This window comes from Streptomyces plumbidurans, assembly GCF_019857225.1.
Lineage (GTDB): Bacteria > Actinomycetota > Actinomycetes > Streptomycetales > Streptomycetaceae > Streptomyces > Streptomyces plumbidurans.
The window spans coordinates 62,179-87,890 of record NZ_JAFJSY010000014.1 but is presented as its reverse complement, the minus strand read 5'-3'; the positions used below and the strand labels follow the sequence as shown (position 1 = coordinate 87,890).

Genomic DNA, 25,712 nt, shown 5'->3' with positions numbered 1-25,712 from the left:
AGCATGGAAGGCATCGCAGGCATCGAGCCGCAGGATTACGAGAACCACGTCCCGCCGCCCGGCTACGACGCGTCAGCAGTGGAGCGCTGGGTCACCGAGCCCGACAAGCGCCCCGGCCGCACCGCCTTCCAGCGCGACCGCGCGCGCGTGCTGCACTCCGCCGCCCTGCGCCGACTGGCCGGCAAGACCCAGGTGGTCACCCCCGGCGCCCGCAACCAGGCCTGGGACGCCAGTCCTCGTACGCGCCTGACGCACTCACTGGAATGCGCCCAGGTCGGCCGGGAGCTGGGCGCGGCCCTCGGCTGCGACCCGGACCTGGTGGAGGCGGCCTGTCTCTCCCACGACCTGGGCCACCCGCCCTTCGGGCACAACGGCGAGCAGGCGCTCAACGAATTCGCCGAGGACTGCGGCGGCTTCGAGGGCAACGCCCAGTCGCTGCGCCTGCTCACCCGCATCGAGCCCAAGCGCTTCACCGACGGCGGCTCGCGCTCCGTCGGCCTCAACCTCACCCGCGCCACCCTCGACGCCGCCACCAAGTACCCCTGGCCCCGCGGCGAGCACCCCACCGACCCCGGCTCCCGCAAGTTCGGTGTCTACGAGGACGACCGCCCCGTCTTCGACTGGGTCCGCAAGGAGGCGCCCGGCGCCCGCACCACCTTCGAGGCGCAGGTCATGGACTGGGCGGACGACGTGGCGTATTCGGTGCACGACGTCGAGGACGGCCTGCACGCCGGGCACATCGACCCCAACTGCCTGCACGCCGAGCCCGAGCGGCAGTCGGTGTTCGCGGTCGCCGTCGGCCGCTACGTGCCCGCGGGCACCGACCCCGCCGAGCTGGCCGCCGCCCTCGACCGCCTCCAGGACCAGGAGTGGTGGCCGCACGGCTACGACGGCTCGGCCATCGCCCAGGCCCGCCTCAAGGACGCCACCAGCCAGCTCATCGGCCGCTTCTGCCTGGCCGCGGAGGCCGCCACGCGCGCGAGACACGGCAGCGGGCGCCTGACCCGCTACGGCGCCGAGCTCGTCGTACCCCGCGAGGCCCGGCTGGAGTGCGCGGTCCTCAAGGCCGTCGCCGACCGCTATGTCATGCAGCGCGCCGAGCAGGAGCGGCTGCGGGCCGACCAGCGGATCGTCGTCGCCGAGCTGGCCGAGGCGCTCACCGCCCGCGCCCCGGACGGCCTGGACCCGCAGTTCCGCGCCCTGTTCGAGCAGGCCGGCGACGACCGCGCCCGCAAGCGCGTGATCGTCGACCAGATCGGGTCCCTCACCGACGCCTCGGCCCGCTCGCTTCACGCGCGTCTGACAGGGCATCCATGAGACTGACGGGACGTGGGTGACGCCGAACACGCCCGATCGTGACCCTCCGTGGCCTGATCGGGCCACTCCCTCTTCCCCCATCACGCTGCGTGCGGGACGCTCGCATGTGGCGGCATCCGCTGTGTTCTCCGAGGAGACACCCCTCGGACACCCCGTAGGAGGCATCAAGTGGTCGACGCGGATCAGACATTCGTCATCGTCGGAGGCGGACTCGCCGGCGCCAAGGCGGCCGAGACGCTCCGAGCGGAGGGCTTCAGCGGCCGCGTGATACTGATCTGCGACGAGCGCGACCACCCCTACGAGCGCCCCCCGCTCTCCAAGGGCTACCTGCTGGGCAAGGAGGAGCGCGACACCGTCTTCGTCCACGAACCCGCCTGGTACGCGCAGAACGACATCGAGCTGCACCTCGGCGAGACCGTGGACGCCATCGACCGCACGGCCAAGACGGTCCGCTTCGGCGGTGACGGCACCCTCGTCCGCTACGACAAGCTGCTGCTGGCCACGGGCGCGGAACCACGCCGCCTCGACATTCCGGGCACCGACCTCGCGGGCGTCCACCATCTGCGCCGTATCGCGCACGCCGAGCGGCTCAAGGGAGTGCTGAGCGCCCTCGGCCGGGACAACGGCCACATCGTGATCGCGGGCGCCGGCTGGATCGGTCTGGAGGTCGCGGCGGCGGCGCGGGAGTACGGCGCCGAGGTCACCGTCGTCGAGCCCGAGCAGACCCCGCTGCACGCGGTCCTCGGCCCCGAGCTCGGCAGCCTCTTCGCGGATCTGCACCGCGAGCACGGCGTCCGCTTCCACTTCGGCGCGAGGCTCACGGAGATCGTCGGTCAGGACGGGATGGTGCTGGCCGCCCGCACCGACGACGGCGAGGAGCACCCCGCCCACGACGTCCTCGCGGCGATCGGCGCCGCCCCGCGCATCGGCCTCGCGGAGGCCGCGGGCCTGGAGATCGCCGCCCGTGAGCACGGCGGCGGCGTCGTGGTCGACGAGCGGCTGCGCACCTCCGACCCCGACATCCACGCGGCCGGTGACGTCGTCTCCTTCCCGCACGCCCTCTTCGGCACCCGGCTGCGTGTCGAGCACTGGGCCAACGCCCTCAACGGCGGCCCGGCCGCGGCCCGTGCCATGCTCGGCCAGGACGTCACCTACGACCGTGTGCCCTATTTCTTCTCCGACCAGTACGACCTGGGGATGGAGTACAACGGCTGGGCGCCCCCGGGCACGTACGACGAAGTGGTGATCCGCGGGGACGCCGGAAAGCGTGCGTTCATCGCGTTCTGGGTCAAGGACGGCCGGGTGCTCGCCGGGATGAACGTCAACGTGTGGGACGTGAAGGACCCCGTCCAGAAGCTGATTCGCGCGAAGACACAGGTGAACACGGAGGCGCTGGCGGACCCGCACGTTCCGCTCGAAAGCCTCGTCCCTTAGCTGTCAGTGCACCACCGTAGAATTCACGCGTGGCTGGACGGATCAACGACGAGGACGTGAAGGCGGTACGGGACGCGGTCCCGATCGACGCCGTCGTCTCCGAGTACCTCCAGCTGCGCAACGCGGGCGGTGGCAACCTCAAGGGCCTGTGCCCCTTCCACGACGAGAAGTCGCCGTCCTTCCAGGTCAGCCCCAGCAAGGGACTCTTCCACTGCTTCGGCTGCCAGGAGGGCGGCGACACCATCACGTTCGTGATGAAGGTGGACCACCTCTCCTTCTCGGAGGCGGTCGAGCGCCTCGCCGGCCAGGCCGGCATCACGCTGCGTTACGAGGAGGGGGGGTACAACCCCACCCACCAGCGCGGCGAGCGCATCCGCCTGGTCGAGGCGCACAAGATGGCCGCGCAGTGGTACATGGAGCAGCTGGCCACCAGCCCCGAGGCCGACGCCGGCCGCACCTTCCTCGCCGAGCGCGGCTTCGACCAGGCGGCCGCAGAGCACTTCTCCGTCGGCTACAGCCCGCAGGGCTGGGACCACCTCACCCGGTATCTGCGCGGCAAGGGCTTCAGCGACAAGGAGCTGGTCCTGTCCGGCCTGGCCCAGGACGGCCGCCGCGGCCCCATCGACCGCTTCCGCGGCCGGCTGATGTGGCCGATCCGCGACATCGGCGGCGACGTCGTCGGCTTCGGCGCGAGGAAGCTCTACGAGTCGGACAACGGCCCCAAGTACCTCAACACCCCCGACACCGCCATCTACCGCAAGTCCCAGGTCCTCTACGGCATCGACCTCGCCAAGAAGGACATCGCCAAGGCGTCCCGCGCGGTGGTCGTCGAGGGATACACCGACGTCATGGCCTGCCACCTCGCAGGCGTCACGACCGCGATCGCCACCTGCGGCACGGCCTTCGGCGGCGACCACATCAAGATCCTGCGCCGGCTGCTGATGGACAACGGCAGCGCGCGCGTGATCTTCACCTTCGACGGCGACGCGGCCGGCCAGAAGGCCGCCCTGCGCGCCTTCGAGGACGACCAGAAGTTCGCCGCCGAGACCTACATCGCGATCGCGCCGGACGGCATGGACCCCTGCGAGCTGCGCCTGGCCAAGGGCGACGACGCGGTGACGGACCTGGTCGAACCCCGCACCCCGCTGTTCGAGTTCGCGCTGCGCCAGATCGTCGTCCGCTACGACCTGGACACCCCGGCCGGCCGCGCCGCGGCCCTGGACGAGGCCGCCCCGATCGTCGCCCGCATCAAGAACACCGGCGCACAGCACGAGGTCGCCGTCCAGCTCGCCGGCATGCTCGGCATCCTGGACACCCAGTTCGTGGTCAAGAGGGTCGCGCAGCTGGCCCGTTGGGCCCGCGACCGCGGCGGCAGGGGCCCGGGCCCCTCCGCGCGAGGCGCGCAGGCGTACGAGGCGGCAGCGCCCCCCAGGGCCTCGGGCCCCGCCCTCAACCTCCGCAACCCCGTCTACGCCACCGAACGCGAGCTGCTCAAACTGGCCCTCCAGCATCCGGAGTTGGTCTCCCCGGCCTTCGACGCGTACGGCATCGACGAGTTCACCGCCGCGCCGTATGCCGCCGTGCGCCTCGCGGTGATCGAGGCAGGCGGCGCCGAGAGCGGGGTCGAGGACGCCCAGGAGTACCTGGTCCGGGTCCGCGAGGCCGCGCCCGACGACGCCGTGCGGGCGATGGTCACCGAGCTGGCGGTGGAGCCGATCATGCGCCGCACCGTCGACGAGGTGTACGCGGGCATGGTGCTGGTCCAGGTCCGCCGCCGCGCGGTCGAGCGCCGCATCCGCGACATCCAGTCCCAGATGGCCCGGCTGTCCGCGGGCGGCGATCCCGCGCAACTCGCCGCGGTGCAGAACGAATTGTGGGTGCTCCAGCAGTACGACCAGGCGCTGCGGGAGCACGGAGCCGCAGCTCTCTGACCTGGGCCGTACGACGCGGTCACCGCGGGGTCACGGCCCGATTGCAAAAAGTCACCGCACGCCCCTCGTGGCGGCGATGTGTCGTACTCCACACTGGGTCCGGTGCCTGAGTCCTCGGAGCGCGGCCGATCCGTCCCACACGGGTCGCACACCCCCGCGGTTCCGCTCATCGCGTACGGGACGGACAGCGGCGTGGCCGCCGACTCCGCTCCCGAAGTAGCGCTGCCGCACACCTCAGCAGCGATCATCCTGGAGGTCGCCCCCGTGCAGACCCAGACCCTCACCCAGACCGACACCACCACGAACGGCACGGTGCCGGAGGCCGAGGCCGACGTTCTCGTCGCGGTCCCGCCGCAGAGCCGTGTCGCGCACCACCCCGAGGCGGGCGCGGAAGGCCCGCCCGAACCGGCCGAACCGCCCGCCGAGGCGCTGGCGACCGAGCCCGCCGAGCCGGTGGACACTCCCATCGTGGAGCGGGTCCGCGCCGACACCAGCGGCCCCTCCTCCGATCTGTTCCGCCAGTACCTGCGCGAGATCGGCCGCATCCCGCTGCTCACCGCGGCCGAGGAGGTCGAGCTCGCCCGACGGGTCGAGGCCGGCCTGTTCGCCGAGGAGAAGCTGAGCAACACCCCCTCTTTGGACAGCCAGTTGGCGCTCGACCTGGACCGCCTGGTGGTGCTGGGCCGGATGGCCAAGCGCCGCCTCATCGAGGCGAACCTGCGGCTCGTGGTCTCCGTCGCCAAGCGCTACGTCGGCCGCGGCCTGACCATGCTCGACCTCGTGCAGGAGGGCAACCTCGGCCTGATCAGGGCGGTCGAGAAGTTCGACTACGCCCGCGGCTACAAGTTCTCGACGTACGCGACCTGGTGGATCCGCCAGGCCATGTCTCGGGCCCTCGCCGACCAGGCCCGCACCATCCGGGTCCCGGTCCATGTCGTCGAGCTGATCAACCGCGTCGTCCGCGTCCAGCGCCGCATGCTGCAGGAGCGGGGCTACGAGCCGACCCCGGACGAGGTCGCCGCCCATCTCGACCTGCCGCCCGAGCGGGTCAGCGAGGTGCTGCGGCTGGCCCAGGAGCCCGTCTCCCTGCACGCCCCGGTGGGCGAGGAGGACGACGTGGCGCTCGGTGACCTGATCGAGGACGGGGACGCGGCCTCACCGGTCGAGTCGGCGGCGTTCCTGCTGCTCAGGGAGCACCTGGAGGCCGTACTGTCCACGCTCGGCGAACGCGAGCGCAAGGTCGTCCAGCTCCGCTACGGCCTCGCCGACGGCCGCCCGCGCACGCTGGAGGAGATAGGCCGCATCTTCGGGGTGACCCGGGAACGGATACGGCAGATCGAGTCCAAGACCCTCAACAAATTGCGGGACCACGCTTTCGCGGACCAGTTGAGGGGCTACCTGGACTGAAAGGGGGCCGCCTGCCGGCGGCCCCCCGTGCACCTAGTCGATCTCCGCGACCGCCTGGGCGAACTGCGCCTTGTACAGGCGGGCATACGCCCCGTCGGCCTCCAGCAGCTCCGTGTGGGCCCCCTGCTCGACGATCGACCCGTTCTCCATGACGAGAATCGTGTCGGCGTCCCGGATGGTCGACAGCCGGTGCGCGATCACGAACGACGTACGCCCGTGGGCGAGTTTCGCCATCGCCTTCTGGATCAGCACCTCGGTGCGGGTGTCGACGGAGCTGGTCGCCTCGTCGAGCACCAGGATCACCGGGTCGGACAGGAACGCCCGCGCGATGGTGATGAGCTGCTTCTCGCCCGCGCTGACGCCCGAGCCCTCGTCGTCGATCACGGTGTCGTAGCCGTCGGGCAGCGTACGCACGAACCGGTCGGCGTGCGCGGCCCGCGCCGCCTCCTCGATCTCGCCGCGGGTGACGTCGCGGGAGGCACCGTAGGCGATGTTCTCCGCGATCGTGCCGCCGAACAGCCAGGTGTCCTGCAGCACCATGCCGATCCCGGCGCGCAGTTCGTCCCGGGTCATGGTCGCGATGTCGACGCCGTCGAGGGTGATGCGCCCGCCGGAGACGTCGTAGAACCGCATGAGCAGGTTGACCAGGGTGGTCTTGCCGGCGCCCGTCGGGCCGACGATCGCGACCGTGTGCCCCGGTTCGGCCTTCAGGGAGAGGTTCTCGATGAGCGGCTTGTCGGGGTCGTAGCTGAAGGAGATGTTCTGCAGCTCCACCCGCCCGCGCAGCTCGTCGGGCCGCTCGCCCGGCATCGGATCCGGCTCCTGCTCCTCCGCGTCCAGGAGTTCGAAGATCCGCTCGGCCGAGGCCACGCCTGACTGCACCAGGTTCGCCATCGACGCGACCTGCGTCAGCGGCATGGAGAACTGGCGCGAGTACTGGATGAAGGCCTGCACATCGCCGATCGACAGGGCGCCCGAGGCGACCCGCAGCCCGCCGACGACCGCCACCAGCACATAGTTGAGGTTCGACACGCACATCATCAGCGGCTGCATGATCCCGCTGTTGAACTGCGCCTTGAACCCGGCCTCGTACAGCGCGTCGTTCTGCTCGGCGAACTGCTCGGCCGACTCCTCCTGCCGCCCGAACACCTTCACCAGCGTGTGGCCGGTGTACATCTCCTCGATATGGGCGTTCAGTTTGCCGGTGGAGCGCCACTGCTGCACGAAGTGCGGCTGCGAGCGCTTGCCGACGCGGGTGGCGACGACGAACGACAGCGGCACGGTCACCAGCGCGACCAGCGCCAGGATCCACGACACCCAGAACATCACCGCGAGCACACCGATGATCGTCAGCAGCGAGTTGATCAGCTGGCCCATCGACTGCTGCAGCGTCTGCCCGATGTTGTCGATGTCGTTGGTCGCCCGCGACAGCACCTCACCGCGCTGCCGCTTGTCGAAGTACGACAGCGGCAGGCGCGACAGCTTCGCCTGCACCTGTTCGCGCAGCCGGAACATCGTGCGGTTGACCGTCTGGTTGACCAGCCGGGTCGCCCCCGCCATCAGCAGACCGGCGACCGCGAACGTACAGACCGCGAGCAGCAGTACGCGGCCCACCGCGTCGAAGTCGATGCCCTGGCCCGGCGTGAAGTCGGTGCTGCGCAGCATGTCGGCGATGCTGCCCTGCCCGTGCTCCCGCATCGAGTCGAGGACCTGCTCCTTGCTCGCCCCGGCCGGCATCTGCCGCCCGATGATCCCCGCGAAGACCAGGTCGGTGGCCTTGCCGAGGATCTTCGGACCGATCACGTTGAGGCCGACGCTGACCACCACGCACAGCAACAGCGCGTAGATCGTGAGGCGTTCCGGCCTGAACTGCGAGAGGAGGCGTTTGCTCGACGTCTTGAAGTCCATCGAGCGGCTGTCGGGACCGCCCTGGCGCATCATCCGTCCCATCGGCCCGGCCATCAGGCAGCCTCCGCTTCCGTCAGCTGGGAGAGCACGATCTCCCGGTAGGTCTCGTTGCCGTCCATCAGCTCGTGATGGCGGCCGGTACCGACGACGCGGCCCTCGTCGAGGACCACGATCCGGTCGGCGTCCCGGATGGTCGCCACCCGCTGGGCGACGATGACGACGGTCGCCTCCGAGGTCTCCTCGGCCAGCGCCGCCCGCAGCGCCGCGTCCGTGGCGTAGTCGAGCGCGGAGAAGGAGTCGTCGAAGAGATAGATCTCCGGGCGCTGGACGAGCGTACGGGCGATGGCGAGCCGCTGCCGCTGGCCGCCGGAGACGTTCGAACCGCCCTGGGCGATGGGCGCGTTCAGCCCGCCCTCCAGCTTGGTGACGAAGTCCTTGGCCTGCGCGACCTCCAGCGCGTGCCACAGTTCCTCGTCGGTGGCGTCCGGATTGCCGTAGCGCAAGTTGGTCGCCACCGTGCCCGCGAACAGATAAGGCTTCTGCGGTACGAGCCCGACCGTCTTCGCCAGCAGCTTCGGGTCGAGGGTGGCGACGTCCGTGCCGTCGACGAGGACCTCGCCGTCGGTCGCGTCGAACAGCCGCGGCACCAGCCCGAGCAGCGTGGACTTGCCGCTGCCGGTCGAGCCGATCACGGCCGTCACCTCGCCGGGCCGGGCCACCAGGTCGATCGCCCTGAGCACCGGCTCCTCGGCACCGGGGTAGCGGAACCCGGCGCCGCGGATCTCCAGATGCCCGTGCCGGCGCAGCTCGGTGACCGGCGCCACCGGCGGCACCACGCTGGAGGAGGTCTCCAGGACCTCCTGGATCCGCTCGGCGCAGACCTCAGCGCGCGGCACCATCATGAACATGAAGGTGGCCATCATCACGGACATGACGATCTGCATGAGATAGGCGAGGAAGGCGGTCAGATCGCCGATCTGCATCCCGCCGCTGTCGATGCGGTGCGCGCCGAACCACACCACGGCGATCGACGACAGGTTCACCACGGTCATGACGATCGGGAACATCAGCGCCAGCATGTTGCCGGTGGCCAGCTGCATCTCGGTGAGATCGGAGTTGGCCTTCTTGAACCGGTCCTTCTCGTACTCGTCCCGGACGAAGGCCCTGATCACACGGTTGCCGGTGATCTGCTCGCGCAGCACCCGGTTCACCGTGTCCAGGCGCTTCTGCATGGCCCGGAACAGCGGCCGCAGCCTGCGCACGATCAGCGTCACGCAGATGCCCAGGGTCGGCACCACCGCGACCAGCACCGCGGACAGCGGTACGTCCAGGCCCAGGGCCAGCACGATGCCGCCGACGCACATGATCGGCGCGGACACCATCAGCGTGAACGACATCAGGGCCAGCATCTGGACCTGCTGCACGTCATTGGTGGTACGGGTGATCAGCGAGGGCGCGCCGAAGTGGCCGACCTCGCGCGCCGAGAAGGACTGCACCCGGTCGAAGACGGCGGCCCGTACGTCCCGGCCGAGGGCCGAGGCGGTCCGCGCGCCGAAGTACACGGCACCGATGTTGCAGACGACCTGCACCAGTGAGATGCCGATCATCAGGGCGCCGAAGGAGAGGATGTACCCGGTGTCACCCTTCACGACACCGTTGTCGATGATGTGGGCGTTCAGAGTGGGCAGGTACAGGGTGGCGCAGGTCTGCAGGAACTGCAGCAGCACCAGCAGGGCAATGGGTTTCTTGTAGGGCCTGAGGTAGGTCCGCAGAAGTCGTATGAGCACGCTACGTCTCTCGGAGTCGGCGATCGGGCGGGCTTGATGCCCGAGGCTCCTATCGTCCGACACTCCACCCGCGTTACCTCAACCGATTAAGCCGACAGCAGTGCTCTTTACCGCCTTACGGGCGGAAAGCTCCGGGGTGTGTCTGATCCCTCACGGAAACGTACTGCTGGCGCACCGCCTGTCCCACGGCCAGCTCGTCGCCGGGCGAGAGAACCTGCGCCGCCGCGGCACCCTGCCAGGCCGGCGGATTGCGCGGGTCGAGGGTGCCCTGCGAGGCGCCGCGCGCCCAGGCCGCCTGCCGGGCCGCACCGATCGCCGCGTAGTCGGCGGGCTGCGGCACGACGATCTGCGCCCCGAACAGCATGGGCGCCGCCGCCTGCACGGCGGGCAGTTCGGCGGCCGCCCCCAGCAGGAAGACCCGCCGCACCTCCACGCCCCGGCCGCGCAGCACGTCCAGCGCGTCCGCGAGCCCGCACAGCATCCCCTCGAACGCCGCCCGCGCCAGGTGCTCCGCCTTCATCGACTCCCGCCGCAGCCCGGCGAGGGTCCCCGCGGTGTGCGGCAGATTCGGCGTCCGCTCGCCCTCCAGATAGGGCAGCAGTACGAGACCGTGCGAGCCGGGCGTCGACTTCAGCGCCAGGTCGGACAGGCTCTCCAGGTCGGGCAGCCCGAGCAGCTCGGCGGTCCCGCGCAGGGTCCGAACGGCGTTCAGCGTGGTGACGACGGGCAGATGCAGACCGGTCGCATCGGCCAGGGAGGTGATCATCCCGGAGCTGTCCACGAGCGCCTCGCGGTGGACGGCCATGACGGACCCGGAGGCGCCGAGCGACACGACGGCGTCCCCGAGACCTATCCCGAGCCCGAAGGCGGCGGCCATGGTCTCGCCGGTCCCGGCGGAGATCAGCAGCCCCTCCGGCGTCGTGCCGGCCGGGTCCGAGGGGCCGATCACCTCGGGCAGCATGGCCTGGTGACCGAGCGCCAGCTCGACGAGGTCGGTGCGGTAGTTGCCGGTGGCCGCCGACCAGTAGCCGGTGCCGGAGGCCCCGCCCCGGTCGGTGGTCCGGCGCACCGGGCGCCCGAGCAGCTGCCACACCAGCCAGTCGTGCGCCTGCATCAGGATCGCGGTGCGCAGGGCGGCGTCCGGCTCGTTCTTCGCCAGCCAGCGCAGTTTGGTCACGGGCAGCGCGGCCTGCGGCACACAGCCCACCGCCTGCGCCCAGGCCTCGCGACCGCCGAGCGCGTCGATCAGATCGGCCGCCGCGACCTGCGCCCGCTTGTCGCCGCCGACCATCGCGGGCCGCACGGTGTTGCCCTGGGAGTCGAGCGGCACGACCGCGTTGGCCTGCGCCGACACGCCGATGGCCTGCACGCCCTCGAGGAGTCCGCCGCCGGCCGCCTCGCCGAGGGAGAGCAGCCAGGCCTGCGGGTCGACGTCGGAGGGTCGACCGCCGCCCTCGCCGCCCTCGACGGGATGCGCGGCGTAACCCTGCCTGAGCACGGCGCCCGAGTCCGCGTCGCAGACGACGATGCGAGTGAAATCGGGCGCACTGTCCAACCCGGCGACTATCCCCATGACCGAAATTCTATGGGCCGTACGCCGTGGGGGTGTGTGGCCCTGCGGCGCGCCCTCGGCGGGGACGATCTACGTGGTGTCCATGTGTCGCTCTCCGTGTCGCTCCACGTGTTGCTCCACGTCTCGCCCTACGTGTTGCTCGAACCCCAGTCGTCGTCCGCCACGCCGTTGCTGCCGCGGTCGCGCAGGGAGCGCACGCGCTGGGTCACGGATTCGGGGACACGGTCGCCCACCTTGTCGCTGACCACGTGGTACGCCTTGCCGGCGAACTCCCGTCCCTGCTGGGCCGCCGACTCCGCGGTGTTGCGGACGGCGGGGTTCTGCGCGACCTGGCGAGCGGACTTCTTCAGCTGCTCGTAGCGCTCGCGCCCGGCACGAGTGCCCAGGACGTAACCCAGAGCCAGTCCGACGACGAACGTGAGCTTGTAGCGCATGACGGCCACCCTTTCCTCGTGCAGGTCCATGGCGCAGCGTCGGTGTCGGGGGAACCGATTGGCGGAGCACCCCCCTGCTTGCGCTAATGTATGTGTCGCAGCGAGCGCGCGCCCCCTGGCGAATACCCAGGTAGGTACGTTCGATGCAACGAGGCATTCCTCCGTAGCTCAATTGGCAGAGCAGCCGGCTGTTAACCGGCAGGTTACTGGTTCGAGTCCAGTCGGGGGAGCTCGGTCCTCCGTAGCTCAATTGGCAGAGCAGCCGGCTGTTAACCGGCAGGTTACTGGTTCGAGTCCAGTCGGGGGAGCTCGGTCCTCCGTAGCTCAATTGGCAGAGCAGCCGGCTGTTAACCGGCAGGTTACTGGTTCGAGTCCAGTCGGGGGAGCTCGGTCCTCCGTAGCTCAATTGGCAGAGCAGCCGGCTGTTAACCGGCAGGTTACTGGTTCGAGTCCAGTCGGGGGAGCACGCTGAACGAGGACCCCGACGGGGTCCTTTTTCATGTCCGGTCCCGAACCCCGGGAACCGCGCAGGTCACAGCGGAGTCCTCAAGGGCAGGCGAAGTCGACCATACGAAGCAGGAGATCGTATGAGCGGCTATGCTGCGGCAGACGGCGCGCACAAATGTGCGCGACACGCCGCTATGGGGCGGTAGCTCAGCCGGTTAGAGCAGCGGACTCATAATCCGTCGGCCGTGGGTTCGAGTCCCACCCGCCCCACCCACCCGTCCTGATGCAGGCAGGTTTCGGCCTGCGGAAACGTTCATTGTTCGGGTGCCGGAGCGTCAACTGTGCCTGAACGGGCTGGATCCGCTTCTTCGGGGACAGCTGGTCGCCCTGCAGCCCGCTCCGCCTCACCTCGCGGGACAGCGCCACCTGACGGCATCCGGAACGTGCGGGGGCCGGAGGGGAGTACGGTGGCGCTACCGAGCGCACCTCGCACGCCGTCATCAGTTTCCGCGTCGCCCTCGGGGAACGGCGCAGGTCGGCGTACATCGAATCCGGCCGGAAATGAGCCGCAACATGTCTCCTGGCTCGTACTGTCCCGCCGTCCTACGTATCCGGGCCCGTGGAGCGCGGTAGCGGATTTCCCGGTTTCCGTGATGCCCCCGAGGCATCCGGCATCTCGCACGGCCCTGGACCGATCAGCACGTCTGAACGGATGAGCACGGCTCTGAACCGATCAAGAGGATGCGAGACCCATGTATTCACAGGATTCCATCTCCGGCCACCGCCGCGGCCGTCCCGAACCGACCGCGGAGGTGCTCTCCGGACTGGCCTGCCTCATCTGTGGCGCCGACTACCGGAGCGCACCGGACCCGGAGGGGGTGGTGGTGTCCCACCGCGACGACAAGCAGCTCCTGGCCTGCCACGGGACGTGCGCTCGCATGGCGAGCGGGTCGGTAAACGGTCTGGACGAGACGCCCCTCCCGCTGGCCGAGCGCGTCCGCAGGCACCGGGCCGACGGCTCCTGACCCGGATACCGGGCAGCCACGACAAGCACGCCAAGAACGAAGCGAACGAAATGATGAGGAAGCGTATGAGCCTGCTGAGTCTCGGAGTAATCGCCTCCTCCCGCAAGGAGAACGAGTTCCGCCTGCCGTTGCACCCCGCCCATCTCGACCGGATCGCCCCGGACGTACGCGAGAGGATCTTTCTCGAACAGGGCTACGGCGAACGGTTCGGCGTCGCCGACGATGCGCTCGGACCGCTCGTGGCGGGCTTGCGCTCCCGCGAGCAACTCCTTGCCGAGTGCGATGTGTTGCTGCTTCCCAAACCCATGCACGACGACGTCGCCGCGCTGCGCGAGGGCCAGGTGCTGTGGGGATGGCCGCACTGCGTGCAGGACGAGAGGATGACCCAGCTCGCCATCGACCGACGGCTGACCCTCATCGCCTGGGAGGCCATGAACCACTGGACATCCACGGGCGCCTTCAGCGTTCATGTGTTCCATAAGAACAACGAACTCGCGGGCTACTGCTCGGTGCTGCATGCCCTGCAACTCGGCGGGCTGACCGGCAGCTACGGACGCCGCCTGCGTGCGGCGGTCATCAGCTTCGGCGCCACCGCGCGCGGAGCGGTCACGGGCCTGGGCGCCATGGGGGTTTCCGACGTCACGGTGCTCACCCAGCGCGCCGCCGCCGCGGTGGCCTCGCCGATGCCCTCGGTCGTCATGGGCCACTTCGAGGAGCAGGAGGGCGATCCGTCGCGCCTGTGGGCATTCACCGCGGCCGGTTCCGTGCCGCTGGCGGAGTACCTGGCCGGGTTCGACGTCATCGTCAACTGCGTCCTGCAGAACACCGACGCGCCGCTCATCTTCGTCACTGACGAGGAACTCGCCCTGTTCCGGCCGGGGACGTTCTTCATCGACGTTTCCTGCGACGAGGGCATGGGGTTCGAATGGGCCCGTCCGACCACCTTCGGAGAGCCCATGCCCGCGGTGGGGCCGGGCTGCCACTACTACGCGGTGGATCACAGCCCGTCCCACCTGTGGAACTCCGCCACCTGGGAGATCAGCGAGGCGCTCCTTCCCTACCTGCGCAAGGTCATGAGCGGTCCCGCGGCATGGGACACCGACGCCACGGTCAGAAAGGCCATCGAGATCCGCGACGGCGTCGTCCAGAACCCGAAGATCCTCTCCTTCCAGCACCGGTCAGCCGCCTACCCCCACACTCCCGAGGCCCCGGCGCCCGCCCTCACCGCAGTACTGCACTCCGCCGGGCAGTCGGCCTGACCATCCCGAGCCGGGAGTGTCACTGGCCCAGGACTTTGGCCTCTTCCGAGTGGCACCACGGCCCGCCGGAACGTGGGTTCGGGCGGGCCGCGGGGGTGATCAGGGACCAGGGGTCAGGAACCAGGCGTCAGCACAGGCAAGGGTCCGTGCCGGTGCCCAGGGCGAGGATGTCCTCGTCCCTCAGCGCGCCCGCATAGGCCTGGACCTCGTCCACGTCGCCGTGCAGGTACTCGCCCCAGCCGTCGCCGACCTGGGCCCGGCCGATCTGGAAGGCGCCCTTGCTGGACCAGCCGTCGGGGAGGGTCGTGGTCGCCTGGGCGTCGGTGTAGCCGTCGAGGTAGAGCTTGATCGTGTCGGTGGCGTCGTCGTAGACCACGGCGAGGCGATGGCCCGGGCCCTCGCCGCCGTCCGCGCCCTCGATCCGGGACACCACCTTCTCGGGGGCTCCGGCCTCGTCCTTCTCCGGCATCACCAGCTGCCAGGTGTGCGTGGACGGCTCGTAACGCACCTTGAGGGCGTCGGTGTGCTCACCGGCCTGCGACAGCACGGTCATCGGGTGGGCGGGATCGGAGTCCGCGAGGCGTACGACGACGCCGAGAGTGAAGCTGTCCCCGGTGTCCACGACGGGCCCGTCGGCAGCGGCGTACCCGGTCTCGCCGTCCAGACGCAGATGTCCCTCGCCGACGAGTGGCGGCGGTACATAGGTGCAGTCCGGGTCGGCCTCCGGGATGCAGGAATCGTCGGAGCCCCGGTAGATCGAGGCGCCCGTGCCGATCCGCAGGGGCGCGCCGCCCGACTGCTCGGGGCTCACCCCGTCCGTCGCGTTCTCCAGCGACCAGTGGCCGAGCAGCTTCGGCTTGCGGTATGACAGTTCGGCCGCCTCGTCCGGCACCACGACCCGGTCGTGAACCTGCACGTCACCGATGTCCCCGTGCCAACGGTCCCGGTAGCCGGCCGCCCTGCGGGCGCGCCCGATCTGGAAGGCTCCGGCCGCCTCGGCGGGAGTCGCGTCGGCCGCGGTCCCGACCTCGTGGCCGTTGACGTACAGCCGCGCCTTGCCGGTCTCGGCGTCGTAGAGCCCCAGCAGATGGGCCCACTCGCCGGTCTCGGGGGCACCGCCGGACACCCGCGCGCCGCCGATCGCGAACGACCAGGCGGGGTCCGCGTCCTGACGGTGCAGACCGAAGGTGAAGCCGGGCGCCCCGTCGGCGTCCTGGCTGGCGACGGTCATGTTCCGGTCGGTCTCGGCGGGCCTCACCCATGCGCTCACCGCGAAGGTCTTGCGGATGTCGGTCGCCGGGGCGTCCGGGGTGAGGAAGCCGTGGCCGCTGCCGTCGAGGCCGACTGTGGCGGTGGTCGCGGTGCCCGCGGGGGCCGGGCCGCCGAAGGTCACGCCGGTCCCGGCGCGGGCGGCGGTGCCGGTCTCGGCGGTGGCCGAGCGGGAGCCCGCCGGGTCGTCCAGCTTCCAGCGGGCGACGGGAGCACGGCCGGCCTTCACGTTGAAGTCGTAACGCGACTCCGCGCTGCTGCGGCCCGACCGGTCGATCGCGTGGACCGTCAGCGACTTCGGCCCTGAGGTGAGCGGCAGATACGGAACGGTCACGGCCGCGCCCGGCCGCTCCGCGGAGACGGTTCCACGGGGGCCGCCCAGGAAGTCGTACGTGTACGACACCACGTCGTCGGAGGGCGAGTCCATGGTGAAGTGGCCGTAGACGCCCACGCCGTCCACCGAGAACACCTCCTCCGGCTGGGGGTACTCGGGAGAGGTGATCGTGGCCTTCTCCGGACTGGTGTCGTCGTAGACGAACGAGCAGACCGAGCCGTCGCCCTCGTCGCTCCATGCGGAGGTCGACTCGCCGTCGTTCGCGCGGACATGCCAGGAGATGACGGTGTTCGCAGGGATGTCGTCCGGCACCGTCCAGTACTGGCTCTGCCCCGACGTCAAGGTGACGGTGGTGTAGGTGCGCCGCTGTTCCACGCCTGCCGTGTCCGTCCACCAGGCTTCGAACTCGCCGCTGACCGGGCTGGCCTCCGAGGGCTGGTTGTCCTCCTCGGGGTCGTACAGCACCGCACTGAGTCTGGGGGGTGCCGAGACGTACGGAGTGTCCTCGCCGGTCGCGCAGGCCTTGCCCCCCGACCGGAGGTCCTGCACGAGCGGCTGGCTCGGCGGCAGGTTGTCCACCGCGTACGCCGTCCCGGCGGCCGCGGCCAGCAGCGCCGCGACGCAGCTGCCCACCACCGTCCGTCTGTGTCGACTCGTCCATCTGAATTTGTTCAAGTGGCCCTCCCCTGTTTGCGCGTGAGCGTTGTGGATCACGCAGGGGCATGAAGTTAACAGAGGCCACTGACAGTGCAGGAGGGAGTTTTTGGCGAGTCAGTAGGGGGGCCATCTCCAGGTCGCCGATCACGGTCACGAAGACGGTGTGATCACTCGCGGGGTCACTCGTTCGAGGTCACGGGCGTTCTTGCACAACGTCACGAACGCGCCCCTCGCGCCACCGATGCCCAGGCCCACCTCCGGGGCCTCGACCGTCTCCGGGGGCCGGGCCCCACTGCGGCAACGGGCGGTCAGCTTGGGGCTGACCGCCCGTGGGTTGGTGGGGCTCGTCCTAGAAGGCGCTGTTGTCGCAGCCCATCTTCGAGCCGAGCTGGGAGCTCTGGGCGGCCGGGTTGCCCTCGCCGTTGAGCCCGTTGCCCAGTACGCCGTTGAGCAGGCCGACTGCGCCGAGGACGTCGACGTTCAGGTCGTGGGACCTGCAGGTGGTGCTCTGCTGGACGCTGAACTGGCCGCTACCGGGGCCGCCGCCCTGGCCCGTGCCGTCGGCGTGCGCGATGCCGGCGGTCATCAGGCCGGCGCTGCTGAGGGCGGCGATCAGGACGGCGGCCTTGTGAAGCTTGTGCATGTCATCTCCGGGGGAGAGAGGCGGATGCGAGACGCGAAGGATCGACTCCTTACAGCCACGGGAGATTAGTGATAAACACCCCAAATTAGCCTATGGCGCGCCGGGGTTCATGATCTGCGCCGTCGGTCATCTAGTCGTATTCCGGGCGGCGGGTGGGGGTTGGGGTATCTGCCTGCGTACTGCGGGAGTTGTCTCAAGTCGCGTGATGCGAGGGGGAGTTGAGGTGCAGTCAGCCTGTCTCCGCGCGCAGGCCGTCGCGCAGGCGGCGTAGGTCGTCGGCGTGTCTGCCCAGGCCGTTGAGGCGTAGACGGGCGGCTTCCGTGCGGGGGCTCTGATGGAGGGTGAAGGCCAGGTTGAGGGACTCGCGGAGCATCCAGAGGTCGTAGGCGAGCAGCCGTGCCGCTCGGGCCTGTGCCTGTACGAGGTCGGGCTCGGTGAGTTCGATGTCCTGCAGCCGGGCGCGCAGCCGGTGCAGGGTGATGCTCTGCTGCCCGCAGGAGCGGGCGGTCTGGCGGGTGACCGGGCCCGGCTCGCCGCACGCGGCCACCGCCGCGTCCGCCGGGGTCTGCGCCGCCACCGCCTCGTCCAGCACGGCGACCAGCGCGTGCACCTGGGCCGGGCGCGAGGGGCGGGCGGGGGCCGGGTGCTGATGCAGGCGCGCGAGCGTTCGTACGGCACGATGCCACCGCACGGCGCCCGGGGCTGTGCGTCTGGCCATGGCTCCAGTGTGCGCCCGGGGGGTACGTCCGGGGCAGACGTCGGTTGGCGCCGGGCGGCGCTTCCGCGGGCAGAGCGGGGCAGAGGTGCCGGGGGCGGAAGCTGCTGGGGCTGGGGCTGGCGTGTTTGGGGGCTGCCGGATCGGGACTCCCGTGTCCGGGGGCTGCCGGGCCGGGGCTCCCGTGCCCAGGGGGACTGCTGTGTCCGGGCCGTCGTGTCCAGGGGGACTGCCGGGCCAAGGCTGCCGGGCCGGGCCGTTGCGTCCGGGGACTGACGGCCCGGGTCTGTCGTGTTCCGGGGGCTGCCGAGCCGGGGCTGTCGTGTGGGGGGACTGTCGGCCAGGACTCCCGTCTTCGTAGGACTGTCGGGCCGGGGCGGCCGTGTCCGGGGGACTGCCGAGGGGGACTCTCGTGTTCGAAGGGCTGCCGGGCCGAGGTTGCCGTGTTCGGGGGACTGCCGGCCGACACTCCCGTGCCCGAAGGACCGCCATCCAGGACTCCCGTGCCCGAAGAGCTGCCAGTCGCGACTTTGTGCCCGGTGGCGGTAGGGCCGGGAAGTGCTTCAGGGATCTCGGTGCGCGGAGGCTGCGTCCGGGGTATCAGGCCCTGGGGGGTGTCTCCTCCCCGGGGAGTAGTGGAGTGTGGGGCCGGTCATGCCGGGGAGGCAGTGCGGGTGCATCCGTGAGCACGATGTGGCGGGGCACCTCGCGGCGGAGGCTGGTTCGTGTCAGGCAGTAGGCCTTGAAGGTCCGAGGAGGGCGTCATGAACCGCCAGATCCGCGTCCGTGTCACCCGCCGGCCCACCACGCCCCGTGACACCACCATCGACCGCAGGACCCCGTCGGGACGACTGCTGCCGTACTGATGTCGTGTTCGTGCTCGTGTCGTGCACGTGTCGCCGCGCCGTACCGGGCTCGGGGCCGGTCACGGGCATGTCCCCCGTCCGCCCGGGTAATCGGATCATGTCCGGGAAAGCCGGTGGAAAAGGATACGGTGTGGGCGTCCGGCACCCGGCGGTGCCGCAGGCGGGCCGCCCGGTGCCTGTGCGGACGGTGGAGGTGATCAAGCCATGAGCGTGACCGAGCCCTTCGCCCCCGTCGGCGCCTTTGCGCACCCGGCCCTCTTCTACGGCGACGAGTACGAGTACCTCGCGGGCACGCTCCCTTTCGTACGGGACGCCCTCGCGGCCGGCAGACCCGTCGCCGTGGCCGTGCCCGAGGAGAACCTGCGGCTGATCAGGGACGCACTGGGCGAGGACGCCGACGCCGTACGGTTCATGGACATGCGGGAGGTCGGGCGCAACCCCGGCCGGATCATCCCCGCGGTGCTGCGCGCCTTCGCCGACGCCCAGCCGCCCGGCACCCGGGTGAGCATCATCGGCGAACCGATCTGGGCGGGCCGCACCGCCACCGAGTACCCCGCCTGCGTCCAGCACGAGGCGCTGATCAACGACGCCTTCCGGGGTGCGGACGCGGCCATCCTGTGCCCGTACGACATCCGGCGGCTCGACCCGCTGGTCATCGCCGACGCGTTCGCCACCCACCCCACCGTCGTCCGGGCGGGCTCCGGCCGGCAGGAGGACAGTGCCGCCTACGCCCCCGCGGACGTCGTCGCCCGCTACAACCTGCCGCTGCCGCCCGCCCCGGACGTGCCGGCCTTCCGCTTCGACGAGCAGTCCCTCAGCGAGACCCGGCACCGCGCCGTCGGCGAGGCCGCACGGCTCGGCCTCACCTCTCCCCGGCGCGAGGACATGGCGCTGGCCACCGCGGAGCTGGTCACCAACAGCGTGGTGCACGGCGGCGGTTCGGGCTCGTTCGCGGTGTGGGGCGAGGACGGGTACGTGGTGTGCGAGGTGCGCGACAAGGGGCATCTCACCGACCCGCTGGCGGGACGCAGGCCCGTACCCCGTGAACAGCGCGGCGGACGCGGCCTTCTGATGATCAATCTGATCGCGGACCTGGTCCGCGTGCACACCGGCCCCGCCGGGACCACGATCCGCTGCTGGTTCGCTCTCTGAGCATGCCGGGTCGCGCTCTGAGCGACGGGGCGGGGCTCACTTGGACACCGGTTCGAGCGCCAGTGGCGCGATCTTGCCCTCCAGCATGTAGCCCAGGCCCTGTACGGCGCACACGTCGGGCCGTTCGGCGATGTGCACGGGCAGCTTGGTGGCCTGCCGCAGCATCTGGTCCAGGCCCGGCAGCAGCGCGCTTCCGCCCACCATGGTGATCCCGCTGTCGACGAGGTCGGCGACCAGGTCCGGCGGGCAGCCGCGCAGTACGCGTCCGATGCCGTCGAGCACGGCGGTCAGCGGGGTCTCGATCGCGTCGCGCACCGCGGCGGTGTCGACCCGCACACTGCGGGCGAGCCCGGTGGCGACGTCCCGACCGTGGATCTCGGTGGACTCCGGGCCCTGGCGGGTGAGGCCGTTGCCGGACAGGGCGATCTGCAGCGGCCGTACGGACTGGCTGGGGAGCATCAACTCGTGCTCGTGGCGCAGGTGTTGGACGATCGCGTGGTCGACGGCCTCACCGCCGACGGGGATGCGCTCGGCGGTGACGATCGAGCCGAGGGAGAGCACGGCGACCTGGGTGGCCGCCGCACCGCACACCATGATCATGGTGGCCTCGGGCTGCTCCACGGGCAGTCCGCAGCCCACGGCGGCCGCGATGAGCGTGTCCACCAGCTCCACCCGGCGCGCGCCGAGCCCGACCAGCGTCTCGACGGCCGCACGCCGTGCCAGCGGGTCGGCGTCGTGCGGGACGCAGGCCGCGGCCCGCAGGAACGGCTTGCGGCGCAGGGCGCGGCGCATCTTGTCGCCCAGCAGTTGCCGGAGCATGCGCTGCGCCATCTCGATGTCGACGACGGTGCCGCCGGACACCGGGCGTACGACACGGATGTAGTCCGGGGTGCGGCCCTTCATCTTCTCCGCGAACTCGCCCACGGCGATGAGGGCTCCGGTGCGGGTGTTCACGGCGGCGGCGGAGGGCTGGTCGACGACGAGGCCGGCGCCCTTGACGTAGACACGGGTCCGGGCCGCCCCCAGGTCGACGGCGAAATGGCAGCGGCGCAGCTGCTCCAGACTGGCGGTCATACAGGGTCCTCCCGAGAGCGCAGACCGTGGAGGGGCCGCCGGGTGGCGTGCCTTATAGGCATCGTGGGGGAGCGGGGGTGGGGTGCGCCTTTTTTGGGGGGCCGGGTGGGGGTGCCGCTGAATGGGGGTTTTTGGCGTATATCTCTGAAGTAGTGGTGGCGTAAATGCCGGTATGGGAGCGGACCAGGGCTTATAAGGCGCGGGCCACGTCCAGCAGTGGTGCCAGCGAGGACACCGTCACCTCGCAGCCCGCCTCGCGCAGGCTGTGCTCGATGGTCGGATTGCGGGCCAGGCCGATGAAGCCGAGGCCGATCTGCTGGGCCGCGGTGAGTTCGGCGACCGTGGAACCGATCAGTACGCCCGTGGCGGCGGATGCGTCGGGGGAACCCAGGGCGCGCAGCAGGCAGCCGGGGTCGGGCATCAGCCGGGCGAGGTCGCGCGCGCGGCCGTACAGGCCCTCCAGCGGCAGCCGGTAGTGATCCAGATAGAGGTGCGCGGCCTCTTCGCAGGCATCCGTGACCACCGCGACCCGGCGGCCGGAGTAGTGCAGGGTGCGGGCGAGGACGATGGAGTTGTGGGTCAGGGGGGCGTCCGGGACGGCCTGCAGTTCGAGCTGGTCGAGACGGTCGCGCAGCAGCGGTCCGAGCCGGTCGTGGGCGAAGGCGCGCAGGACGTCCAGGGGATGCGGGAACATGTCCTGCCCCGCGGCCCGCGGCAGCGGGTGGCCCGCCAACGCGTCGCCGACGTCCCGGTGTTCGGCGACCACCGCGAGCAGGGCGAGCACGGCCTCGCGTGCGGTGTGCGCCGTGAACAGCCGGGTGACGGGCCCGTCGAAGCCGAGCAGTACGGTCTCGGCGCCGGCGAGGAGATCGGACGGCGACCGGGGCGCGGGGGTGTGCGGTTCGGGGAGCCGGGCGTTCTCCGGGGCGAGCTGCACTTCGTACGAGATCGCCAGCCCCGGTACCGGCCACTCGCGCAGGCCGCCGTTGACCGCGCGCTGGGCCGCGCCCGCCCGGCGCAGCGGATGGCGGCGGGTGATGCGTGCCGCCGCGGCCAGCAGATGGTCGAGGAGCCGGCCGGAGACCTGGGCGGTCTCGTCGCGTACGAAGGCGACGGGGTCGACGACGTGCCAGGACAGCTCCACCGTGGCGACGAAGGACCCCCTGCCCGAACTCGGCAGGGTCACCTGGTGCACGGCCTGGTGCGTGGTGAGGTCGACCTCGTAGTACGTGGTGCGGCGCGGCGGGCGGCTGCCGAGCGGCGTGGCAGGGTCGAGGAGGGTCAGCGGGCCGTCGGGCCCGGTGTGCACGATCGCCGTACGGCCCGGGGCCGGGATGCCCAGCAGGCCGAGGTCGTGGGTGATGAACGGCCCCTTCACCAGGTCCCGTTCCTCGGGCTCGGGACCCCTCGCGTACAGCGGGTGGTACCAGGCGACGGGCGGTGTGTCGGCCGCGTCGCCCAGGACCGGCCGGAAGCGCGGCCGGTCGAGCGCGGCGGAGCTGGCCGCGAACTCCTCGTACCAGGACGGGGAGATGACGACCAGGACATCGGCGGTCGTACGGTCCTGGAGTGTGCGGACCTCGGCGGGGAGGTCCGGAACGCCGGCCCCGGACGACGCGGGCGTGTGCCAGAACGTCACCCGCAGGCGCGGTGGGTCCGGCAGTTGTGCGAGCCGGTCGGTCAGCTCGCGCAGGGTCGCCACCAGTACCGGCAGGGCGTAGCTGCCCGGCGGTGTGAGCACAAGATAGCCGTTGTCCCGCACCTGCACCTCGCGGCGGGCCAGTGCGGCCCGGTCGAGGATGCGGGTCACCGCGTATTCGAGAGTGATCCGGGTTTCGGGTCGACCGGTGAGGTCGTCGGCCTCGAAGAGGATCGCCGGGCTCGGCGGTTCGGGTGGGGCCGCCTGTTCCGCGAGCCCGTCCACGGGCGTTCCCGCCAGTCTCCGTACGACCTCGGGGCTGACCGTGGCGAACGCCTCGCCGTCCGCCTCCGGTTCCGTGCCGCCCGGTGCGGGCGTCAAGGCGCGGAACTCGCCGCGCGCGCGGCCCGCGCGGTGGTCGATCAAACCGCCCACGCGCTCCAGGAGTTCGGTGGTGCGGTTGCGGGCCGTGCGGGGGAGGCTGCGCAGCAGCAGGTCACGCACGCCGTCGCGGAAGGCGTAGGAGCCGGCCGGTCCGGGGACGGTGGTGAGCATGCCGCTGAGGATCACCTCGGCCAGATGCTGGGGGCGCGGATCCGGTTCCAGCGCGGCGTGCACCAGCCTCATCACCGGCAGATCGGGCCGTCCGACCGCGAGATGCCCGGCCAGCCGGAACGCCTCGGGGGACGCGGTCGCCCTGAACCGCAGTACCAGTTCCTCGCTCGACAGCAGCCCGGCGTCGGTACGGTCCTCGGAGTCGTCCGGCGGACGGTCCAACAGGCCGACGGCGGCCGGGAGTTCGGCGCCACCCGGGGTCGCGAGCAGCGCCGCCCAGTTGGCCAGCCAGCGGGGATCGGGCTCCATGACCGGCAGCGGGACGGCCGAGATCTCCTGCGGCTCGTACGGCGTGAAGCGCAGCGCCGACGTCGGCGCCGCGGAATGCGGTGCCGACAGGCGGCCCGGCGCGGTCGGCAGTGCGGTGTCCCGCCACAGATGTTCCGGCAGCGGCTGTACGACGGCCAGCGGCATGCGCCGGGCCCAGCGGCGCAGGGTGCGGTACCAGAGGATGCCCGCCGGCCCCTGGCGCCACTGCGGGCCCATGCAGTCACTGATCACCAGGGTGACGGTGCGGCCGTCGACGGGGGCGGGCGCGTCGTCGCCGCACACGGTGCCGTCCGGCCGGGCCCGGTAGGACGTGACGGTGCGGAAGACGCCCGACTGGGCCAGGGCCGTGTGCAGTTCGCGGATCAGCGGGCGCCAGACGGGCATCGTCGGCCCGGTGTCGTGCACCAGGTTCAGGCACAGCCAGCGTTCCTGCGTGGGGCGCATGATCGGGAGCCACCACTCGGGGCCCGCCCCGAGGCGGGCGATGCGGTCGGCGGTGGCGTGCTCGTCCAGCTCGAGGCCCGTGGGTGCGGCGATACGGCGCTTGAGCGGGCGTAACGCACGTTGCAGACCCAGGGGGTGGCGCAGCATCGGGGGCGACGGGGCGAGCAGGGAGGCGTGGGGGCGACCGGTCCCTGCCGTCCCGGAACCGGGCAGATGGAGGGGGACGCGTTCGGGTTCCTGCGGGGGCGCGGGGGCAGGGGGCCGCGGCGTCGAGGGAGCGGAGGGCGGGGTCGGCTGCGGTGGGGGAGACGGCCGGTTCCCGGCGGGCGGCTCGTGCCGGGTGGTGTCCGCGGGTGCGGGGGCTGCGGGCTCCTGCGGCTCCATGTGCCGTGCCAGCCACAGGAGTTCGGCCAGTTCCCGGGGGCTCGGGCGGGGGCCCGAGGCGGCCTCGGCCAGGATGTCGGCGAGCCGGGCCAGCAGGTCGCCGCGCATCAGAAGGCGTCCGTCGGCCCGGCCTCGCCCAGATACGGCATCAGCTGCTCGGCCAGCTCGTCGAGGGACTCGGCGCCGAGGTCGGAGGAGCGGGCCAGATAGATCGCGTTGAGCAGCTGGTCGGTGGCCAGGTCGCCGCCGCCGATCCTGGACAGGAAGCGGGTGATCAGGGATTGCGCGTAGGCGTCGGGCTCCTCGCCGAAGTGGGCGCGGACGATCGCGGCGAGCTGGTCGTCGTCGGGCTGGCGCAGCCGCAGGGTGACGCAGCGGCGCAGGAAGGCGGGCGGGAACTCACGCTCGCCGTTGCTGGTCAGGACGACGAAGGGGAACGCGCGGCAGCGGACCCGGCCGCGCTCCACCGGCACCCGCTCGTCGGTGCCGTCGATCATGACCTCGGCGGTGGGGGTGCGGCGGGCGCTGCGGACCAGTTCGGGGATCTCGTACTGGCCCTCCTCCAGGACGTTGAGCAGGTCGTTCGGCAGATCGAGGTCGCTCTTGTCGATCTCGTCGATGAGCAGGGCACGAGGGTGGGCGTGCGGGAGCAGGGCGGTGCCGAGGGGGCCCAGGCGCAAATGGTCCTCGATGCCGGCCTCGGCGGCGGCCGGGGCCTGCCGGGCCGCGTAGAGCCGCGAGAGCGGGTCGTACTGGTAGAGGCCGTCGTGCAGGGTGCTGCGGCTGGTGATGTTCCAGCGCAGGACGGGCCCCAGGCGCAGCTCGCGGGCTACCGCGTACACGAGTGAGGACTTGCCGGTGCCCGGAGGGCCGGTCACCAGCAGCGGGCGCCGCAGATACAGGGCGGCGTTGACCAGTTGGACCGTCTCCGGGGTGGCCCGGTAGGTCGCGGCGCGGTGGGCGCGGTCCGGGGAGACGACGGACGCGTCGGCGGCCTCTTCGGGTGTCCGGATCACGGGGGCGCCGTCGAACGCGCGCCAGGGCGGGGGCGGCGGCAGCCGGGTGATGCCGTCGTGCGGCTCGTTGGTACCGGTGTAGACGGGCCACAGGGGCATGGAACTTCACTCC

At 71.1% G+C, this 25,712-nt stretch carries 17 protein-coding genes and 5 tRNA genes; 12 read left to right on the top strand and 10 right to left on the bottom strand.

Annotation, left to right across the window (positions count from 1 at the left end):
* Positions 1-3: 3 nt before the first annotated feature.
* From JYK17_RS12360 to JYK17_RS12345, 4 genes are all read left to right on the top strand, one after another.
* Entirely contained in the window at positions 4-1,317 is a 1,314-nt protein-coding gene (locus JYK17_RS12360; RefSeq protein WP_222810369.1) for a deoxyguanosinetriphosphate triphosphohydrolase, read from the top strand.
* 168 nt (positions 1,318-1,485) lie between these two features.
* Entirely contained in the window at positions 1,486-2,751 is a 1,266-nt protein-coding gene (locus JYK17_RS12355; RefSeq protein ID WP_222810368.1) for an NAD(P)/FAD-dependent oxidoreductase, read from the top strand.
* 29 nt (positions 2,752-2,780) lie between these two features.
* On the top strand, positions 2,781-4,682 hold the full coding sequence (gene dnaG / locus JYK17_RS12350) for a DNA primase (RefSeq protein ID WP_222810367.1): 1,902 nt from the start codon (positions 2,781-2,783) through the stop codon (positions 4,680-4,682).
* A 102-nt stretch (positions 4,683-4,784) separates the two neighbouring features.
* A complete protein-coding gene (locus tag JYK17_RS12345) occupies positions 4,785-6,089 on the top strand; it encodes an RNA polymerase sigma factor (RefSeq protein ID WP_222810366.1) in 1,305 nt (434 codons plus the stop codon).
* Between the two features lie 33 nt (positions 6,090-6,122).
* Here the strand turns inward: JYK17_RS12345 and JYK17_RS12340 are convergent, their stop codons facing one another.
* The 4 genes from JYK17_RS12340 to JYK17_RS12325 all read right to left on the bottom strand — a co-directional run bounded on the left by JYK17_RS12340 (position 6,123) and on the right by JYK17_RS12325 (position 11,791).
* Entirely contained in the window at positions 6,123-8,051 is a 1,929-nt protein-coding gene (locus JYK17_RS12340; RefSeq protein ID WP_222810365.1) for an ABC transporter ATP-binding protein, read from the bottom strand.
* On the bottom strand, positions 8,051-9,784 hold the full coding sequence (locus JYK17_RS12335) for an ABC transporter ATP-binding protein (protein WP_108007678.1): 1,734 nt from the start codon (positions 9,782-9,784) through the stop codon (positions 8,051-8,053). Before JYK17_RS12335 ends, JYK17_RS12340 begins: the two co-directional genes overlap by 1 nt.
* A gap of 115 nt (positions 9,785-9,899) precedes the next feature.
* Entirely contained in the window at positions 9,900-11,357 is a 1,458-nt protein-coding gene (locus tag JYK17_RS12330) for an FGGY family carbohydrate kinase (RefSeq protein ID WP_108007679.1), read from the bottom strand.
* Positions 11,358-11,485: 128 nt separating this feature from the next.
* Complete coding sequence (locus JYK17_RS12325) at positions 11,486-11,791, bottom strand: hypothetical protein (protein WP_108008059.1); 306 nt, start codon at positions 11,789-11,791, stop codon at positions 11,486-11,488.
* A 157-nt stretch (positions 11,792-11,948) separates the two neighbouring features.
* Between JYK17_RS12325 and JYK17_RS12320 the strand changes: the two genes are divergently transcribed.
* The 7 genes from JYK17_RS12320 (at position 11,949) to JYK17_RS12290 (ending at position 14,522) form a co-directional block, all read left to right on the top strand.
* Positions 11,949-12,021: transfer RNA gene (locus JYK17_RS12320), tRNA-Asn, on the top strand.
* A gap of 5 nt (positions 12,022-12,026) precedes the next feature.
* Positions 12,027-12,099 (top strand) — tRNA-Asn (locus JYK17_RS12315).
* 5 nt (positions 12,100-12,104) lie between these two features.
* Positions 12,105-12,177: transfer RNA gene (locus JYK17_RS12310), tRNA-Asn, on the top strand.
* A gap of 5 nt (positions 12,178-12,182) precedes the next feature.
* Positions 12,183-12,255, top strand: a tRNA-Asn gene (locus tag JYK17_RS12305).
* A gap of 179 nt (positions 12,256-12,434) precedes the next feature.
* Positions 12,435-12,508, top strand: a tRNA-Ile gene (locus JYK17_RS12300).
* A gap of 482 nt (positions 12,509-12,990) precedes the next feature.
* Positions 12,991-13,263 carry a hypothetical protein gene (locus JYK17_RS12295; protein ID WP_222810364.1) on the top strand — a complete coding sequence of 91 codons (273 nt, stop codon included), beginning with the start codon at positions 12,991-12,993 and terminating at the stop codon, positions 13,261-13,263.
* Between the two features lie 65 nt (positions 13,264-13,328).
* Complete coding sequence (locus JYK17_RS12290) at positions 13,329-14,522, top strand: N(5)-(carboxyethyl)ornithine synthase (RefSeq protein ID WP_128803108.1); 1,194 nt, start codon at positions 13,329-13,331, stop codon at positions 14,520-14,522.
* A 127-nt stretch (positions 14,523-14,649) separates the two neighbouring features.
* Here JYK17_RS12290 and JYK17_RS12285 read toward each other — a convergent pair whose 3' ends face one another.
* The 3 genes from JYK17_RS12285 to JYK17_RS12275 all read right to left on the bottom strand — a co-directional run bounded on the left by JYK17_RS12285 (position 14,650) and on the right by JYK17_RS12275 (position 18,143).
* The gene (locus tag JYK17_RS12285; protein WP_222810363.1) at positions 14,650-16,761 is read right to left on the bottom strand and encodes a LamG domain-containing protein; all 2,112 of its coding nucleotides are present in this window, start codon (positions 16,759-16,761) and stop codon (positions 14,650-14,652) included.
* Between the two features lie 370 nt (positions 16,762-17,131).
* The gene (locus JYK17_RS12280) at positions 17,132-17,425 is read right to left on the bottom strand and encodes a hypothetical protein (protein ID WP_108007774.1); all 294 of its coding nucleotides are present in this window, start codon (positions 17,423-17,425) and stop codon (positions 17,132-17,134) included.
* A 229-nt stretch (positions 17,426-17,654) separates the two neighbouring features.
* On the bottom strand, positions 17,655-18,143 hold the full coding sequence (locus JYK17_RS12275) for a hypothetical protein (protein WP_128803110.1): 489 nt from the start codon (positions 18,141-18,143) through the stop codon (positions 17,655-17,657).
* Positions 18,144-19,210: 1,067 nt separating this feature from the next.
* On the opposite strand from JYK17_RS12275, the gene JYK17_RS12270 reads away from it, so the two are divergent.
* Positions 19,211-20,158, top strand: a complete 948-nt coding sequence (locus tag JYK17_RS12270) for an anti-sigma factor RsbA family regulatory protein (RefSeq protein ID WP_128803111.1) — start codon at positions 19,211-19,213, stop codon at positions 20,156-20,158.
* 36 nt (positions 20,159-20,194) lie between these two features.
* On the opposite strand, the gene JYK17_RS12265 is transcribed toward JYK17_RS12270, so the two are convergent.
* The 3 genes from JYK17_RS12265 to JYK17_RS12255 form a co-directional block, all read right to left on the bottom strand.
* Positions 20,195-21,232: a rod shape-determining protein gene (locus tag JYK17_RS12265; RefSeq protein WP_222810362.1), complete on the bottom strand. Its 1,038-nt coding sequence runs from the start codon at positions 21,230-21,232 to the stop codon at positions 20,195-20,197.
* Between the two features lie 190 nt (positions 21,233-21,422).
* Complete coding sequence (locus JYK17_RS12260) at positions 21,423-24,692, bottom strand: SAV_2336 N-terminal domain-related protein (protein ID WP_222810361.1); 3,270 nt, start codon at positions 24,690-24,692, stop codon at positions 21,423-21,425.
* Positions 24,692-25,699, bottom strand: a complete 1,008-nt coding sequence (locus tag JYK17_RS12255; RefSeq protein WP_128803113.1) for an AAA family ATPase — start codon at positions 25,697-25,699, stop codon at positions 24,692-24,694. Before JYK17_RS12255 ends, JYK17_RS12260 begins: the two co-directional genes overlap by 1 nt.
* Positions 25,700-25,712: the final 13 nt, after the last annotated feature.

What these genes read in the sequence shown, in the direction of transcription:
- JYK17_RS12290 (WP_128803108.1), top strand. Translation starts at nt 13,329, where the DNA reads ATGAGCCTGCTGAGTCTCGGAGTAATCGCCTCCTCCCGCAAGGAGAAC.
- JYK17_RS12330 (WP_108007679.1), bottom strand. Translation starts at nt 11,357, where the DNA reads ATGGGGATAGTCGCCGGGTTGGACAGTGCGCCCGATTTCACTCGCATC.
- JYK17_RS12265 (WP_222810362.1), bottom strand. Translation starts at nt 21,232, where the DNA reads ATGACCGCCAGTCTGGAGCAGCTGCGCCGCTGCCATTTCGCCGTCGAC.
- JYK17_RS12295 (WP_222810364.1), top strand. Translation starts at nt 12,991, where the DNA reads ATGTATTCACAGGATTCCATCTCCGGCCACCGCCGCGGCCGTCCCGAA.
- JYK17_RS12340 (WP_222810365.1), bottom strand. Translation starts at nt 8,051, where the DNA reads ATGGCCGGGCCGATGGGACGGATGATGCGCCAGGGCGGTCCCGACAGC.
- JYK17_RS12260 (WP_222810361.1), bottom strand. Translation starts at nt 24,692, where the DNA reads ATGCGCGGCGACCTGCTGGCCCGGCTCGCCGACATCCTGGCCGAGGCC.
- JYK17_RS12255 (WP_128803113.1), bottom strand. Translation starts at nt 25,699, where the DNA reads ATGCCCCTGTGGCCCGTCTACACCGGTACCAACGAGCCGCACGACGGC.
- JYK17_RS12360 (WP_222810369.1), top strand. Translation starts at nt 4, where the DNA reads ATGGAAGGCATCGCAGGCATCGAGCCGCAGGATTACGAGAACCACGTC.
- JYK17_RS12325 (WP_108008059.1), bottom strand. Translation starts at nt 11,791, where the DNA reads ATGCGCTACAAGCTCACGTTCGTCGTCGGACTGGCTCTGGGTTACGTC.
- JYK17_RS12280 (WP_108007774.1), bottom strand. Translation starts at nt 17,425, where the DNA reads ATGCACAAGCTTCACAAGGCCGCCGTCCTGATCGCCGCCCTCAGCAGC.
- JYK17_RS12270 (WP_128803111.1), top strand. Translation starts at nt 19,211, where the DNA reads ATGAGCGTGACCGAGCCCTTCGCCCCCGTCGGCGCCTTTGCGCACCCG.
- JYK17_RS12275 (WP_128803110.1), bottom strand. Translation starts at nt 18,143, where the DNA reads ATGGCCAGACGCACAGCCCCGGGCGCCGTGCGGTGGCATCGTGCCGTA.